The following is a 15425-nucleotide window of genomic DNA, read 5'->3' as shown; positions in this document are numbered from 1 at the left end:
GGCGTTCGCGGGGGGGGCGCGCCCCGGGCCCAGCGTCGCCCGGCCCCCCGCCACCGCCACGCCGGCCCAGGACCGCCACGCCGGCCCGGGGCCGCCCGGGGCCCGTAGGCGCCCCGGAACGCACGGCCCCGGCAAAGGGTCAGCCCTGTGACGCCGGCCGGATCGCGTGCTGCACGAAACGTGCCGCCGTCTCCGCCAGCACCTCCCGGCCGTCCCGGGCCCACAGGGCGTCGTTGAAGAGTTCGACCTCGATGGGGCCGGTGTAGCCGGCCGCCTCCACGTAGCCCTTCCACTCGCGCATGTCGATCGCGCCGTCGCCGATCTGGCCGCGGCCGTTGAGGACGCCCTCCGGCAGCGGGGTGGTCCAGTCGGCGAGCTGGAAGGTGTGGATGCGGCCGCCGGCGCCCGCGCGGGCGATCTGCTCGGGGGCCCGGTCGTCCCACCAGATGTGGTACGTGTCGACCGTGACGCCGACCTGGTGGGCCGGGAAGCGTTCCGCCAGGTCGAGTGCCTGGGCGAGCGTGGAGACCACGCAGCGGTCCGAGGCGAACATCGGATGGAGCGGTTCGATGGCCAGGCGTACGCCGCGCGACTCGGCGTACGGGCCCAGCTCCGCCAGCGCGTCCGCGATCCGCTCCCGCGCGCCGTGCAGGTCCTTCGAGCCGGCCGGAAGGCCGCCCGAGACCAGGACCAGGGTGTCCGTGCCGAGGGTGGCCGCCTCGTCGATCGCGCGGCGGTTGTCGGCCAGGGCGGCGGCGCGCTCGTCGGGGTCGACGGCCGTGAAGAAGCCTCCGCGGCACAGCGTGGTGACCGTCAGGCCCGCGTCGCGGACCAGTTTCGCGGTCGCCTCGACGCCGTAGGACTGCACCGGCTCGCGCCACAGGCCGACGCCCGGGACGCCCAGTTCGCGGCAGGCGTCGACGAGTTCGGGCAGCGACAGCTGCCTGACGGTCATCTGGTTGATGGAGAAGCGCTCGAGGTCGGTGCTCACTGGTTCACCCCGTACAGCGACAGCAGGTTCCTCATCCGCTCCTCGGCCAGCTTCGGGTCCGGGAACAGGCCCAGTCCGTCGGCGAGTTCGTAGGCGCGGGCGAAGTGCGGGAGGGAGCGGGCCGACTGCAGGCCGCCGACCATGGTGAAGTGGGACTGGTGGCCGGCCAGCCAGGCGAGGAAGACCACGCCCGTCTTGTAGAAGCGGGTCGGGGTCTGGAAGAGGTGACGGGAGAGTTCGACCGTGGGGTCGAGCAGTCCGCGGAAGCCGCCGGTGTCCCCGGTGTCGAGCACCCGCACCGCCTGCGCCGCCAGCGGGCCCAGCGGGTCGAAGATGCCGAGCAGGGCGTGGCTGAAGCCCTGCTCGTCGCCCGCGATCAGCTCCGGGTAGTTGAAGTCGTCGCCGGTGTAGCAGCGCACGCCCTGCGGCAGGCGGCGGCGCAGGTCGATCTCGCGCTGCGCGTCCAGCAGGGAGACCTTGATGCCGTCGACCTTGTCCGGGTGGGCGGCGATGACCTCCAGGAAGGTGTCGGTGGCCGCGTCCAGGTCGGACGAGCCCCAGTAGCCCTCCAGCGCCGGGTCGAACATCGGGCCCAGCCAGTGCAGGATCACCGGCTCGGCGGCCTGGCGCAGCAGGTGGCCGTAGACCTCCAGGTAGTCCTCGGGGCCGGAGGCGGCCGCCGCGAGGGCGCGGGAGGCCATCAGGATGGCCTGCGCGCCGGACTCCTCCACGACGGCGAGCTGCTCCTCGTAGGCCGCCCGGACCTCGGCGAGGGAGCCGGCGGTGAGCTGGTCGGTGCCGACGCCGCAGGCGATGCGGCCGCCGACGGCCTTCGCCTCGGCCGCCGAACGGCGGATCAGTTCGGCCGCGCCCGCCCAGTCCAGGCCCATGCCGCGCTGGGCGGTGTCCATGGCCTCGGCGACGCCGAGCCCGTGCGACCACAGGTGGCGACGGAAGGCGAGGGTGGCGTCCCAGTCGACGGCGGCGGGCGAGTCGGGCGACACGTCGGCGTACGGGTCGGCGACGACGTGCGCGGCGGAGAAGACCGTACGGGAGGTGAAGGGGGCGCCGGGGGTGACGGCGAGGGGTTCGGGGCGGGGTTCGTAGTCCCGCAGGACGCCGGTGGCGTCGGGGAGTCGGATGGTCACAGCGCGATCTCCGGTACGTCGATGCGGCGGCCCTCGGCCGACGACTTCAGGCCCAGCTCGGCGAGCTGGACGCCGCGGGCGCCGGCGAGCAGGTCCCAGTGGTAGGGGGCGCCGGCGTAGACGTGCCGGAGGAACAGCTCCCACTGGGCCTTGAAGCCGTTGTCGAACTCGTCGTTGTCGGGGATCTCCTGCCACTGGTCGCGGAAGGAGTAGGTGGCGGGGATGTCCGGGTTCCACACCGGCTTCGGGGTCAGACTCCGGTGCTGGACGCGGCAGTTGCGCAGGCCCGCGACGGCCGAGCCCTCGGTGCCGTCGACCTGGAACTCGACGAGTTCGTCGCGGTTGACGCGGACCGCCCAGGAGGAGTTGATCTGGGCGATCGCGCCGCCGTCGAGTTCGAAGACGCCGTAGGCGGCGTCGTCGGCGGTGGCGTCGTAGGGCTTGCCGTTCTCGTCCCAGCGCTGCGGGATGTGGGTGGTGGCCACGGCCTGCACGGACTTCACGCGGCCGAACAGCTCGTGCAGCACGTACTCCCAGTGCGGGAACATGTCGACGACGATGCCGCCGCCGTCCTCGGCGCGGTAGTTCCACGAGGGGCGCTGGGCGGCCTGCCAGTCGCCCTCGAAGACCCAGTAGCCGAACTCGCCGCGCACGGACAGGATGCGGCCGAAGAAGCCGCCGTCGATGAGGCGCTTGAGCTTGAGCAGGCCCGGCAGGAACAGCTTGTCCTGTACGACGCCGTGCTTGATGCCCTTGGCGTGCGCGAGGCGGGCGAGTTCCAGGGCGCCGTCGAGGCCGGTCGCGGTGGGCTTCTCGGTGTAGATGTGCTTGCCGGCCGCGATCGCCTTCCTGATCGCCTCCTCGCGGGCGGAGGTGACCTGGGCGTCGAAGTAGATGTCGACGGACGGGTCGGCGAGTACCTCGTCGACGTCCGTGGAGAAGTGCTCCAGGCCGTGCTTCTCGGCGAGCGCGCGCAGCGCGTGCTCGCGGCGGCCGACCAGCACCGGCTCCGGCCACAGCACGGTGCCGTCGCCGAGGTCGAGGCCGCCCTGTTCGCGGATGGCCAGGATGGAGCGGACCAGGTGCTGGCGGTAGCCCATGCGCCCGGTCACGCCGTTCATGGCGATACGCACCGTCTTGCGTGTCACGTTCGTTCCCTTCGCAGCGTCGTACGCAGCTCGTACGTGGGTGTGCGCGCCGCGTCGCGGGTGTGCGCGCCGTGTGACGCCCCGATGGCGAGCGTAACAGCAAGCGCTTTCTATCTGATGAGAAGCTAGCCTCTGACCAGTGGTCCGGACAAGACCGTGACCGCTACTTCGAGTGTTCGGGCGAACGAACGAGCAAAGCTGCGGCTCCGGAGTCCGCCCCGACACGCCGTCACCTGCTCGGAACCGTGGCCGCCGGGCGGCCTGTCTACGAGGGCGTACGGCGAAGTACGGGCGAAGTGCGGCGACGTGCGGCGACGTGCGGCGAAGTACGGCGAGATGCGACGAGGTACGACGAGATGCGCGACCGGAGGACGACGAGATGACGGTGACCCTGGCGGACGTGGCGGCCCGCGCGCAGGTCTCCCCCGCGACGGTGTCGCGTGTGCTGAACGGCAACTACCCCGTCGCCGCCTCCACCCGCGAGCGGGTCCTGAAGGCGGTCGACGAGCTGGACTACGTGCTGAACGGTCCGGCGAGCGCGCTCGCCGCCGCCACGTCCGACCTGGTCGGCATCCTGGTCAACGACATCGCCGACCCGTTCTTCGGGATCATGGCGAGCGCCATCCAGTCGGAGATCGGCGGCCCGGGCGGCCGGGCCGGCGGGGAGCGCCTCGCCGTGGTCTGCAACACCGGCGGCTCCCCGGAACGCGAGCTGACGTATCTGACGCTGCTGCAGCGGCAGCGCGCGGCGGCGGTGGTGCTGACCGGCGGGGCGATGGAGAACGAGCCGCACGCGGCGGCGGTGGCGGCCAAGCTGCGCAGGCTGACGGACGCGGGGACGCGGGTGGTGCTGTGCGGCCGGCCGCCGGCGCCGGACACCGGCGCCATCGCGCTGACCTTCGACAACCGCGGCGGCGGGCAGCAGCTGACCGAGCACCTGATCGGGCTCGGGCACCGGCGGCTCGGCTACATCGCCGGCCCGGAGGAGCGGACGACGACCCGGCACCGGCTGGAGGGCCACCGGGCCGCGCTGGCGGCGGCCGGGATCGAGGAGGACCCCCGCTGGACCGTGTACGGCCGCTACGACCGCCGCTCCGGCTACGAGGCCACGCTCGAACTGCTGCGCCGCGACCCGTCCCTGACGGCGGTGGTGGCGGCGAACGACTCCGTCGCGCTGGGGGCGTGCGCGGCGCTGCGCGAGTCGGGGCTGCGGATCCCGGCGGACGTGTCGGTCGCCGGGTTCGACGATCTGCCGTTCAGCATCGACGCGGTGCCGGCCCTGACGACGGTGCGGCTGCCGCTCGCGGAGGCGGGAGCACGGGCCGGCCGCATCGCGATGGGCCGCGAGGAGCCCCCGCCCGGGGACATCGCGGCGATCCGGGGGGAGCTGATGGTGCGGGGGTCCTCCGGGGTGCCGCGGGGCTGACGGGGCGGGGGTCGCCGGGGCGCCCGTGCGCGGCTGCCGCCCCTGTAGAGCACCGGCCCTGGACGGGCCTTGTCCTGAAACGCCGGGCGGGCTGGGTGACGGTCACCGATGATTTTCGTGCAGCGGCGCGGTCTTCACTGCCGTCACCGGCCGGACGAACCCGCCCGGCCCCCCGACCGGCCCCCGACCGGCCCCGACCGGACACCGGACGAACCCCAGGAGTGATTTCCCATGCGTGTCGTGATCAGTGAGTTCATCAGTCTCGACGGCGTCGTGCAGGCGCCCGGCGGCCCGCAGGAGGACACCGACGGCGGGTTCGCGCACGGTGGCTGGTCGCACCCGTACTTCGACCCGGAGGTGGTCGGCGGGGCGTTCACCAAGGGGCTGGAGAACGCCGAGGCGCTGCTGTACGGGCGGCGGACGTATCTGACGATGGCCGCGGCCTGGCCCGAGCGGGCCGGGGATCCCTTCGCCGACCGGCTCAACGCCCTGAAGAAGTACGTCGTCTCCGACACCCTCGGCGACGACGACCTGACCTGGAACAACACCGAGCGCATCCCCGGCTCGCAGGCCGTCGCGCGGATCCGTGAGCTGCGCGCGGCGCCCGGCGGGGACCTGGCGATGATGGGCAGCCCCACCCTGGTGCGCACGCTGATCGCCGAGGACCTGGTCGACGAGCTCCAGCTGATCGTGATGCCGGTGCTGCTGGGCGGCGGCAAGTCCGTCTTCCCCGCCGACGGGGCCAAGCGGCCGTTCGAGCTGGTGTCGTCGGTGACCGGCGGCACCGGCGTGCAGGTGTGCGTCTACCGGCCCGCCGTGCAGGCAGCCGAGGGGTAGCCGCCCGGGTGCGGGTGTCCTACGCTCGAATCGACGGCATCTCTGACTGAGTCAACGATGTCAACGATCAGATCCGGAGGCCGACGATCATGACCGTCCAGGACATCCGCGCCTTCAACCGCTTCTACACGAACGTCATCGGCGCCCTCGACTACAGCCGCCGGCTGTACGCGCCGTACACCCTCACCGAGTCCCGCGTCCTGTACGAGCTCGCCCACTCCCCGCGCACCGACGCGGCCGACCTGCGGGCCGAACTGTCGCTGGACGCCGGGTACCTGAGCCGCATCCTGAACAAGTTCGAGCAGGACGGGCTGATCGAGCGCGCCCCCGCACGGCAGGACCCCCGGCGGCGGCACGTCACGCTCACCCCGCGCGGCCGGGAGACCGCCGCCCTGCTCGCGGAGCGGGCGAACGAGTCCGTCGGCGCGCTGCTGTCCACCGTGCCCGCCGCCGACCGGCCGCGCCTGGCGGAGGCGATGCTGACCGTCCGCGAGATCCTCTCCGTGGGCCGTCCCCCGCGCCGCGAGGACGCCGTCCTGCGCGACCCTGCCCCGGGCGACCTGGGCTGGATCGTGCAGCGCAACGCCGCCCTGTACGCCGCCGAGTACGGCTGGAACTCCGACTACGAGGGGCTCGTGGCCCGTATCGTCGCCGACTTCGCCGAGGACCACGACCCGCACCTGGAGCGGGTGTGGATCGCCGAGCTCGACGGCAGGCCGGTCGGCTGCGTGATGTGCGTACGGGACGAGGCGCCCGCCACCGCACGGCTGCGGCTGCTGCTCGTCGAGCCCGAGGCGCGCGGGCTGGGCGTCGGCGACCGGCTGGTGCGGGCCGTCGTCGACTTCGCCCGCGGCGCCGGGTACCGCGAACTCGTCCTGTGGACCAATGACGTCCTCACCGCCGCCCGCCGCCTCTACCGGCGCCACGGCTTCGTCCTCGTGGCCGAACGACCGCACCGCTCCTTCGGGAAAGACCTGGTCGGCCAGGACTGGCGGCTGGACCTGCACACCGCCCCCGGGTGAGAGTGGTGACCATGCGACTGGCGTTCTCCACCCTCGGTGTCCCCGGCCTGCCGATCCCGGACGTGGTCCGGCTCGCGACCGCCCACGGCTTCCACGGCGTCGAACTGCGCGCCCATCCGGAGGAACCGGTGCACCCCGGCCTCGGCTCCGCCGAACGGTCGGCGGTGGCCTCCGCGTTCAAGGCGGGAGGCGTCGAGATCCTGGGCCTGGCGGGGTACGCGCGGATCGCCGCGCCCGGCGACGACGGGCCCGTGATCGACGAGCTGCGCGCCCTGTGCGACCTCGCCCGCGACCTCGGCGCCCCGTACGTCCGGGTCTTCCCCGGCGCGGACCCCGAGCAGACCACCGAGCGCGCCGACCGCGCGGCCGCCCGGCGCCTCGGCCTGGCCGCGGAGCACGCCGCCGACGCCGGCGTGCGCATCCTGCTGGAGACCCACGACTCGCACCGCACGGCCGCCGACGCCATCCGCGTCCTCGGCCCGGTCGGCCACCGCAACGCGGGCGCGCTGTGGGACGTCATGCACACCTGGCTGGGCGGCGAGCAGCCGGCGGAGACGTACGCCGCCCTCGCGCCGTACCTCGGATACGTGCAGGTCAAGGACATCGCCTCGGCCGACGACACCACCCCGCTGCCGCTGGGCGCCGGGATCCTCCCGCTCGCCGAGTGCGTGGAGGTCCTCTCCCGGCACAACTGGGACGGCTGGCTGTGCTGGGAGTACGAGAAGCGGTGGTACGAGCAGGCGGCGCCGCTGCCCGAGCTGCTGGACGCGGGGCGGGAGCACCTGGCCCGCCTGCTGAACGAATCGGCGTGAGTCCGCCGGCCGGACCGTGCGGCTACGACGACGCCGGGCGGGCCAGGAGCGGCACCGTGGGGTCCAGGCACCAGCCCAGCACGGACGGCCAGGAGCCGTAACCGGCGTCCATGTCGAGATGGCCGGCGCCCGGCAGGATGTCGGTGGGGATGCCGTACGGCTCGCCGAAGACCTCGCGCGCGCCCTCCGGGCAGTACGGGTCGTCGTCGCCGGCGACCAGGCGGGTGGGCGCGGGCAGGCCGAAGCCCGGCGGCGGCGGGGCGAACGCGGCGATCTCCGGGTGCCGCGCCAGCACGGAGGCGGACGGCGGCGCCACCAGCAGCACCCGGTCGGCCGCGCCGGGCCGCACGATCCCGCGGGACGCCGCGTGCAGCCACAGCACGGCGGAGGCGCTGTGGGCGAGCACCACGCGCTCGGGTCCTTCCAGACCGTCCAGGTGCCGGGCCAGCTCGGTGAGCCAGACCTCCAGGTCGGGGGCGTCGGGGTCGGGCAGCTGCGGGTAGGTGACCTGGTGGCCGAGTCCGGTGAGCCGGTCGGCGAGCCAGTGCTGCCAGTGCCCCTCGGGGCGGTGGTTCTGCCAGCCGTGCAGGATCAGGTACGCGGTCATGGACGCGATCGTTTCCGATCACCGGATGCCGGTCCAGTCGATCTTCCGCGCCGCCCGTCAGCCGATGACACGCGCCCACACGGACTTGCCGCCCGCGCGGTCCCGCACCTCCCAGGCGTCCGCGAGGGCCTCCACGAGCAGCAGGCCCCGCCCCGAAGTGGCGTCCGGATCGAAGGACCTGACGACCGGGTGACGCGGTGAGGCGTCGAAGACCTCCACCTCGACCGTCTTCTCGCCGTCGTAGGCGAGCGCCACGTCGAAGGTGCGGCCCGGGACGCGGGCGTGCCGGACGGCGTTCGTCGCCAGCTCCGACAGGACCAGCACGGCCACGTCGCCGGCGTCGGACGGAACGGCCCAGGAGGCGAGCACCAGTCGGGCACCGTGCCGGACCTCGGGGATGTTCTCGACGACCGGTAAGAAGGGGCGGCGCCAGGTGCGATGACTTTCTGTGTTCACATGACGACTTTCGGTCGCAACGACTACTTTCGACAGTGACCGAGCGTCGACAACCCCGCACGGTGAGTGCAACCGGGCGCGGGTTGACCGACGTTGAGCCGGGTTGAGGGGCGCCGCCATGGGACAACCGAAGAAGAACTCATCGCCTGCCGCGCAGTACTTCGCCGAGGTGCTGCGCATGCTGCGCACGGCGGCCGGACTCTCGCAGAACGAACTCGGCGACCTGATGGCCTACTCCGGCGCGGCGGTGAGCGCGGTGGAGACCTGCGCGAAACCGGCGACGGACGAGTTCATCGGGGCGGCGGAGAAGGCGCTGAACGCCGGGGGGATCCTGGCGGCGGCAGCGAAGTACCTGCGGCTGGAGCGGTATCCCGAGTATTTCCAGGGATTCGTGCAGCTGGAGCAGGAGGCGCTGAGTGTGTCGTCATACAGCGCTCAGCTGATCCACGGCCTGCTTCAAACCGAAGCGTATGCACGCGCCCTGTTCCGCTGCGATTTCCCTCCATTGGACGAGGAGGAAATCGAGCGGCTGACACTGGCCCGGCTGGAACGAAAGGCCCTACTCGATCGCAGGCCGGTGTGCGTCATCAATGTGATCCTTGAGGAGGAGGCGCTGCGGAGGCGGATCGGTGACGAGCAGATCAGGCGGGCTCAGTACAGGCACCTGCTCGAATGCGCCGAGCGTCCCAACGTGGTCGTCCAGGTGATGCCTTCGCGGATCGGCGTCCACGCGGGGCTGCGTGGTCCGATGACCGTGCTCGAAACTCCGGAACAGACCTCCCTGGTCTACACAGAAGCCCTGGGCAAGAGCCTGCTCGTATCCAGGCCGGAAGAGGTGGGTGTCCTCGCCCGGCGCTATGGGATGATCAGAAGCCAGGCCCTCCGGCCGGAGGAATCCGTAGCGCTGATCGGGCAGTTGGCAGGTGAGCTATGACCGAACTGACGTGGTTCAAGAGCAGCTACAGCGACAGCTCAGGCGGTGATTGCGTAGAGGTCGCACTCTCTTGGCGCAAGAGCAGCTACAGCGACTCGGGCGGCGGCGAATGCGTCGAGGTCGCCGCCTGCACCCTCATACACGTCCGCGACTCCAAGGCCCCCGACACCCCCCACCTCACCGTCTCCCCCGCCACCTGGTCCGCCTTCCTCGGCGGCGTTCGCGGGCGTTAGGGCGCCGACCTCCCCCTGTTCCCGCCGCACGGCCATGACATCCTGTACCGCCACAGGACATTACGGAATGCCGGGCGACAGACGACAAGACGGGCGCGCCGGCGGTAACGGGGACGAACGATGAAGTTCTGCTTTCTGGTGGAGGAGCAGTATCGCCGGGACGGTATGCCCAACGAGGTGATCCACCAACTCACCTCCTGGGGACACCAAGTGGACGTGTTGCGCCCGGGCGGCTCCCTGCTGCGTCTGACCGAGGCCGTGCAGACGAGCACGCATGACGCATGGGTGCTCAAGACGGTCTCCGGCGGTCCGGGCCTCACCCTTCTCGAGGCGGCGGCCTCGGCCGGTCTGACGACGATCAACAACGCCCGGGCGATTCGCGGCGTGCGGGACAAGGCGCTCGCCGCCGCCATCGGCCTCAACTGCGGGCTGCCCCTGCCCGCGACCTACGCGGCCGCGTGCCCCGAACTGCTGCTGGAGATACCGGATTCGGAGTATCCGATCGTGGTCAAGCCCGCCGACGGCAGCGCGGGCCGGGCCGTGCACCTGGTGTCCTCCCCGCACAAGCTCGCCGAGATGCTCCCCGAGCTGGCGGGAGAAGGCATGCTCGTCGCCCAGCCGTACGTGCCCAACTCCGGCGTGGACCTCAAGGTGTACAGCGTCGGCGACGAGTTGTACGCCACCGAGCGCCGCTCCCCGCTCCACCCCGACCATGCCGTACGGGAGCGCCGGGTGCCGCTGTCGGCCGAGATCGCCGCGATCGCCGCTCAGGTCGGCGTGGTCTACGGCCTCGATCTGTACGGTCTGGACGTCGTCCTGGGACCGGACGGCCCCGTGGTCGTCGACGTGAACGACTTTCCCAGCTTCCGCCAGGTCCCTGACGCGCCGGCCCGCCTGGCGAGAGCCGTCCTCGCCCTGGCGGCCGGCGCGGGCGGGGTGACCGCGGCCGGGTCGGCCGCCGCGGCGCTCGGCGCGGCCTCACGGCCACCGCTGGGCGTCGTTCCGGTCCCCATGACGGCGGGCGAGACGGCGTGAGAGTCGGCCTGATCACGTCCGACCCCGGCCACCCGCTGCTGGACCTCACCACGGCCCTGCTCGCGCCCGGCCACCAGGTGGAGGTGCTGGATCCGCGCGCGCCGCTGCCCGTCCCCGGACCTCTCGCCGACGTCTACCTGCTGAAGGCACGTACACCGCCCGCCCTCGCACTCGCCCGGCATCTGGAACAACGTCACGCCCGCGTGGTCAACTCGGCCGCGGCGACCGCGCTGTGCCAGGACCGCACGTCCATGGCCGCGCTGGCCCTGAGTGCCGGTCTCCCCTTCGCGGGCACGCGCACCTTCACCACCCTCGCCCGACTGGCGTCCGGGCCGGCGCTGTCCCGCCCCGCGGTGGTCAAGAGCCGCCACAGCCGGCGGCACGACGTGGTGGCCCGCGTCGACACCCCCGCGCAGCTACGGGACTTGGCGGCCGCCCACCCGGACGAGCCGGTCGTGGTGCAGGACTTCGCCCCCAACGACGGCTGGGACTACAAGCTCTGGGCGATCGGCGACCAGCTCTTCGCCGGCCTGCGCCGCTCCGAACTCTCCCCCCAGGGACGCGGCCCCACACGATCGCTCCGCCTCGACGACCTGCCGCCCGGATGGCCGGCCCTGGTGCACCGCGTCGGAGAGGTGTTCTCCCTCGACGTCTACGGCGTGGACATCGTCGACGGCGGCGACGGCGCCCCCCTGATCGTGGACATCAACGCCTTCCCCGGCATCCGAGGCCAGTCGGGCGCCCCCGAGGCCCTGGCAGCCCTGGCCCTCTCCCGGGCCGCCTGACCCCGAAACCCAACCCCACCTGCCCCCGGAACCCGGCCCCGGCCTGCGGCGCCCGGTCGGTCAGGGCCGGCGCGCCCGCGTCGCGAACCCCGTCACCCGCTGCTCCAGCCGATTGTGCGACATCCCGCGAGTTCCCCTGAGCCCCGCTGAGTCCTTGTCCCCGCGGCCAGGGTGTTCTGTCTCCTTGGGATGCTCCTCAAGTTGGTGACGTAACTTCAGGATTCTTGAAGCGTTCTCACTTCGTCCGATCGGTCCGTGATCGAGGTGAAGGTGAGGAGGCTCGGGTAGGCGCTGGCAGCCGTACGCGACCTGCTTGAGTTCCGGGATCCGGTCTCGGCGGAGGAACTGGAGCAGTTCGAGACCGACGTGCTTGCCGGGTTCGAGAAACCGCGAAACTCACGGGGCTTCGTGGATCGGGGTCGGGCCCCGGCCTGGCTACGATTCCAGGAACCCGAGCGCCCGTGCGACGAATTCGTCGTGATACTGGAAGAGGCCCCCGTGTCCGGCATCCGGGTAGAGGGGGACGAGTTCGCCCCGGGGCAGCCGCGCGGCCAGGTCGAGTGTGTTCTCGCTCGGGACCATCCGGTCGCTCTCGCCGTTGGCCACCAGGACCGGCTGCTGGATGCGCGACAGGTCCTGCGGTGCCATGCGGCCCCAGCGTTTGACGGCCTTCAACTGGGCGCGGAACGACGGCACCGAGATCGCCTTGTCGCGGTCGTCCGACTGGCCGCCCGACGCCGCGTTCGGGTTCCTCTGCCGCGATGCCGGGTCCGCCGGCGGGGCCGGTGCCCGGCTGCCGGTAGGCGAAGTTGACGCCCTGCACGGACACGGAGCGGGTCGGCGCGTTCTTGTACGACGACGGGGTGGGTGTGGGGGAGCTGGACGACGCGCTCATGGCCGGGTCCTTGATGTGTGGTGGGGGGCGGGGGTGGGGTTGGGCCTGTCGTTGTGACCGGGCAGTCCCGGCGTCCGGTTGGGCTGTGCCCGCGCTCACGTCATGGAGACGACGACCTTCCCCGCCTTCGCGCGGCCCTTCTCGACGTACTCCATGGCCTGGAGGGTTTCGTCGAACGGGAAGACGCGGTCGACGACGGGACGGATCTTCCCGGTGTCGATGAGGGGGGTGAGTTCGCGCAGTTGGTCGCCGCTGGCCTTCATGAACAGGAACGAGTACGTCACACCGTGGCGCTTGGCGTCGCGCCGAGTCTTGAAGCTGAGGGCGGACATGGCAAGGCGGAGGATCGGATTCGCGCCCAGTTCGCGGGCGAAGGCCGGGTCGGGCGGGCCCGCGACGCTGATGGCCGTGCCACCGGGCTTGAGTACGCGCAGGGATTTGGCGAGGTTCTCGCCGCCGAGGCTGTCGAGGACGACGTCGTAGCCGTCGAGGACCTCTTCGAAGTCCTGGGTGCGGTGGTCGACGACCATGTCCGCGCCGAGGTCCCTGGCCAGGTCGACCTTGGCGGTACTCACGGTGGTGGCGACGTGTGCGCCGAGCGCCTTCGCCAGCTGGACGGCGATGGAGCCGAGGCCGCCGGCGCCCGCGTGGATGAGGACCTTGTGACCCGGTTGCACGCGTGCCCGTTCGACCAGTGCCTGCCATGCGGTGAGGGCGACCAGGGGGAGGGAGGCGGCCTCGGTCATGGTGAGGGTGGCCGGTTTGGGTCCCAGGTCGTCCTGGTGGACGGCGATGAGTTCGGCGAAGGTACCGATGCGGTCCTTGTCGGGCCGGGCGTAGACCTCGTCGCCCACCGTGAAGCGGGTGACGGACGGGCCGACCTGGACGACCGTTCCCGCCAGGTCGTTGCCCAGAATGAGCGGGAGACGGTAGGGCATGAACGCCTTGAAGTCTCCGTTGCGGATCCTGAGGTCCAGCGGGTTGACGCCCGCCGCGTGGATCTTGACCAGGACGTCGTCGGCACCCACCTGGGGGTTGGCGGTTTCGGCGGCACGCATCCCGGCCTGGTCGCCGTACTTCTCGACCATGAAAGCCTTCATCGTCGTCTCCGTTCCGTTTCCCGTCCGTGGAAGGTCCGGGTCTCCGCTCGCCCCGGGCTTCTCCCAGTGCGAACTGATTTGTGTTGTCTTTCTGGGTGCGGCGAGGGCGCACCGCGTCCTCAGCCGCGTTCACCCATCAGGCCACCGGCACGACCGGGGCGGTGACGTGGTCGGCGGCGCCTCCCTGGAGGCGGTCCAGGGAGGCGGCGATTCCCTCGTGGGGCACGCCGAGCGGCACCGCGCTCACCTCGTCCAGGCGGGTGTACTGCTCATCGGTCAGCTGGACGTCGAGGGCGCCGAGGTAGCTGTCGAGCTGGGAGAGACTGCGCGGGCCGATGATCGGGACGAGCGTGGCCACGGAACGGGCGGCGCGCTCGCGCACCCACGCGACCGCCACCTGGGCGGGCGTCACGCCGCTCTCCTCGGCGATCGCCAGGACGGTGTCGACGACGGCGGTCTTCTGGTCGGTGCTCTCGGTGTGGATGACCATGCCCAGATCGCTCAGGCGCCCCTCGGCGGAGCCGCGGTACTTGCCGGTGAGCAGTCCGCCGCCGAGCGGGGACCACAGGGCTGCGCCGAGCCCGAGGCTCTCGGCCATGGGCAGGAGCTCACGGTCGGCGGTGCGCTCGACGAGGCTGTACTCGTGCTGGATGCCCACGATCGGGGCCCAGCTCTTCAGGTCCGCGAGGGTTACCGCGCGCGAGACTCGCCAGGCGGGAAAGTTGGACAGCGCTGCGTGGTGGATCTTGCCCGCGCTCACCAGGTCGTCGAGTCCGCGCAGGAGTTCCTCCATCGGCGTGAGCTCGTCGGGGAAGTGCACCCACAGCAGGTCGATGTAGTCGGTGCCCAGGCGCTTCAGGCTGGCCTCGACCGAGGCGACCATGTTCTTGCGGCTGTTGCCGGTCCTGGAGATGTCCGGCTGCGGGGCGGCGCCGAGGGTGAACTTCGTGGCCAGGACGAAGTGGTCGCGGTCGGCGGAGATCAGTTTCCCGGTCAGTTCCTCCGACTCGCCGAACTGGTAGCCGTCCGCGCTGTCGAGAAAGGTGCCGCCGGCCTCGGCGAACCGGTCGAAGATCCGCCGGGCCTCGTCGGGCTCGGCGCCTGCACCCCAGCCGGTGCCGAAGTTCGCGGTGCCGAGCGCGTACTCGGAGACGCGCAGTCCGGTCCGGTGGCCGAAGGTCGTGTAGCGCATGAGATGTCCTTGTCCGAGAGGTGTGGAGGTGGTCGCGCCGGGGGGTGAGCGTCAGCCTGCGTTCGGCTGGGGTGCCGCGGACAGGCTCTGCTTGACGTACCGGCTGGTCTCGTCGGCGAGAATCTCGGGCAGGCCGGTCTCTATGCCCTGCAGGGCCTGGGCCGCGACGTCGGCGGCAGCGACCTTCTGATCGGCGGGCACGCCGGCGGCCATGTCGGTGTCCATGTAGCCGACGTGCAGCGCCGAGACGGTGATCCCGCGCGGTGCCAATTCCTCGCGGGTCGCGTCGCTCAGCGCCCAGGCGGCGGCCTTGGACGCGGCGTAGGAGCCGAGGCCGGCCGGGTGGAACCAGGACAGGGCGGACAGGACGTTGAGTACGGCGCCGCCGCCGTTGCCCTCGATCACGGGGGCGAAGGCGCGGGTCGCGGCGAGCGGGCCGAAGAAGTTGGTCTCCATCTCCCGGCGTACCTCGGCCAGGTCGCCTCCGATCAGCGCCGCGCCGGTGGAGATGCCCGCGTTGTTGATCAGCAGTGTCGCGTCGGACGCCACGCGGGCGGCCTCCTGCACCGACGTCTCGTCCGTGACGTCCAGCCGCAGCGGAATGACGCCCGGCACGTCGACCGTCTCGGGGCGCCGGGCCACCGCGTACACCTTCGCGCCACGCTCGACGAGCTGGGCTGCCAGATGCCGTCCGAGCCCCCGGTTGGCGCCGGTCACCACCGCGACCGCGTCCTTCAGTTCCATGCCCACTCCCAGCGTTACGGCCGTCGGCGAGCGGCCGACGGCACCGAATTAGATTGCATC

Annotated in this window: 17 protein-coding genes; 8 read left to right on the top strand and 9 right to left on the bottom strand. The window is 71.8% G+C overall.

All coding sequences use genetic code 11. From position 1 onward, the window contains the following. Window positions 1-139: 139 nt before the first annotated feature. Genes AB0G63_RS30770 through AB0G63_RS30760 form a run of 3 tightly spaced genes read right to left on the bottom strand, consistent with a single transcriptional unit; the run spans window position 140 to window position 3287 of the window. Entirely contained in the window at window positions 140-955 is an 816-nt protein-coding gene (locus tag AB0G63_RS30770) for a sugar phosphate isomerase/epimerase family protein (protein ID WP_360756869.1), read from the bottom strand. Between the two features lie 32 nt (window positions 956-987). Then, window positions 988-2139, bottom strand: a complete 1152-nt coding sequence (locus AB0G63_RS30765) for a dihydrodipicolinate synthase family protein (protein ID WP_360756867.1) — start codon at window positions 2137-2139, stop codon at window positions 988-990. Then, entirely contained in the window at window positions 2136-3287 is a 1152-nt protein-coding gene (locus AB0G63_RS30760) for a Gfo/Idh/MocA family oxidoreductase (protein ID WP_360756864.1), read from the bottom strand. The genes AB0G63_RS30765 and AB0G63_RS30760 overlap by 4 nt, the downstream gene beginning before the upstream one ends. A gap of 379 nt (window positions 3288-3666) precedes the next feature. Between AB0G63_RS30760 and AB0G63_RS30755 the strand changes: the two genes are divergently transcribed. The 4 genes from AB0G63_RS30755 to AB0G63_RS30740 all read left to right on the top strand — a co-directional run bounded on the left by AB0G63_RS30755 (window position 3667) and on the right by AB0G63_RS30740 (window position 7384). Then, the gene (locus tag AB0G63_RS30755; RefSeq protein ID WP_360756862.1) at window positions 3667-4713 is read left to right on the top strand and encodes a LacI family DNA-binding transcriptional regulator; all 1047 of its coding nucleotides are present in this window, start codon (window positions 3667-3669) and stop codon (window positions 4711-4713) included. Window positions 4714-4944: 231 nt separating this feature from the next. Then, a complete protein-coding gene (locus AB0G63_RS30750; protein ID WP_360756860.1) occupies window positions 4945-5550 on the top strand; it encodes a dihydrofolate reductase family protein in 606 nt (201 codons plus the stop codon). 89 nt (window positions 5551-5639) lie between these two features. Continuing rightward, window positions 5640-6572 (top strand): helix-turn-helix domain-containing GNAT family N-acetyltransferase, encoded by a 933-nt coding sequence (locus AB0G63_RS30745; RefSeq protein ID WP_360756857.1) that lies wholly within the window; start codon window positions 5640-5642, stop codon window positions 6570-6572. Window positions 6573-6583: 11 nt separating this feature from the next. Continuing rightward, entirely contained in the window at window positions 6584-7384 is an 801-nt protein-coding gene (locus AB0G63_RS30740) for a sugar phosphate isomerase/epimerase family protein (protein ID WP_360756854.1), read from the top strand. A gap of 22 nt (window positions 7385-7406) precedes the next feature. On the opposite strand, the gene AB0G63_RS30735 is transcribed toward AB0G63_RS30740, so the two are convergent. Continuing rightward, entirely contained in the window at window positions 7407-7991 is a 585-nt protein-coding gene (locus tag AB0G63_RS30735) for an alpha/beta hydrolase (RefSeq protein ID WP_360756852.1), read from the bottom strand. Window positions 7992-8048: 57 nt separating this feature from the next. Further along, complete coding sequence (locus tag AB0G63_RS30730; protein ID WP_351884927.1) at window positions 8049-8447, bottom strand: ATP-binding protein; 399 nt, start codon at window positions 8445-8447, stop codon at window positions 8049-8051. A gap of 118 nt (window positions 8448-8565) precedes the next feature. Here AB0G63_RS30730 and AB0G63_RS30725 point away from each other — a divergent pair, with 118 nt between their 5' ends. From AB0G63_RS30725 to AB0G63_RS30710, 4 genes are all read left to right on the top strand, one after another. Beyond that, window positions 8566-9381, top strand: coding sequence for a helix-turn-helix transcriptional regulator (locus tag AB0G63_RS30725; protein ID WP_360756849.1), 816 nt, complete (start codon window positions 8566-8568; stop codon window positions 9379-9381). Further along, window positions 9378-9614, top strand: a complete 237-nt coding sequence (locus tag AB0G63_RS30720) for a DUF397 domain-containing protein (RefSeq protein WP_360756846.1) — start codon at window positions 9378-9380, stop codon at window positions 9612-9614. Before AB0G63_RS30725 ends, AB0G63_RS30720 begins: the two co-directional genes overlap by 4 nt. A 120-nt stretch (window positions 9615-9734) precedes the next feature. Next, complete coding sequence (locus tag AB0G63_RS30715) at window positions 9735-10649, top strand: hypothetical protein (protein WP_360756844.1); 915 nt, start codon at window positions 9735-9737, stop codon at window positions 10647-10649. Beyond that, window positions 10646-11434 (top strand): alpha-L-glutamate ligase, encoded by a 789-nt coding sequence (locus AB0G63_RS30710; protein WP_360756841.1) that lies wholly within the window; start codon window positions 10646-10648, stop codon window positions 11432-11434. Before AB0G63_RS30715 ends, AB0G63_RS30710 begins: the two co-directional genes overlap by 4 nt. 435 nt (window positions 11435-11869) lie before the next feature. On the opposite strand, the gene AB0G63_RS30705 is transcribed toward AB0G63_RS30710, so the two are convergent. From AB0G63_RS30705 to AB0G63_RS30690, 4 genes are all read right to left on the bottom strand, one after another. After that, window positions 11870-12082 carry an alpha/beta hydrolase gene (locus tag AB0G63_RS30705; RefSeq protein WP_360756838.1) on the bottom strand — a complete coding sequence of 71 codons (213 nt, stop codon included), beginning with the start codon at window positions 12080-12082 and terminating at the stop codon, window positions 11870-11872. Between the two features lie 342 nt (window positions 12083-12424). Further along, window positions 12425-13429, bottom strand: a complete 1005-nt coding sequence (locus AB0G63_RS30700) for an NADP-dependent oxidoreductase (protein ID WP_360756836.1) — start codon at window positions 13427-13429, stop codon at window positions 12425-12427. A 136-nt stretch (window positions 13430-13565) separates the two neighbouring features. Next, window positions 13566-14621 (bottom strand): aldo/keto reductase, encoded by a 1056-nt coding sequence (locus AB0G63_RS30695; protein WP_360756833.1) that lies wholly within the window; start codon window positions 14619-14621, stop codon window positions 13566-13568. A gap of 51 nt (window positions 14622-14672) precedes the next feature. Continuing rightward, entirely contained in the window at window positions 14673-15365 is a 693-nt protein-coding gene (locus AB0G63_RS30690; protein WP_360756831.1) for an SDR family oxidoreductase, read from the bottom strand. Between the last annotated feature and the right edge of the window lie 60 nt (window positions 15366-15425).

Source organism: Streptomyces sp. NPDC020996, assembly GCF_040641355.1.
Taxonomy (GTDB): Bacteria; Actinomycetota; Actinomycetes; order Streptomycetales; family Streptomycetaceae; genus Streptomyces.
Note: the sequence above shows the minus strand (reverse complement) of the source record. Positions and strands in the feature narration are given on the sequence as shown.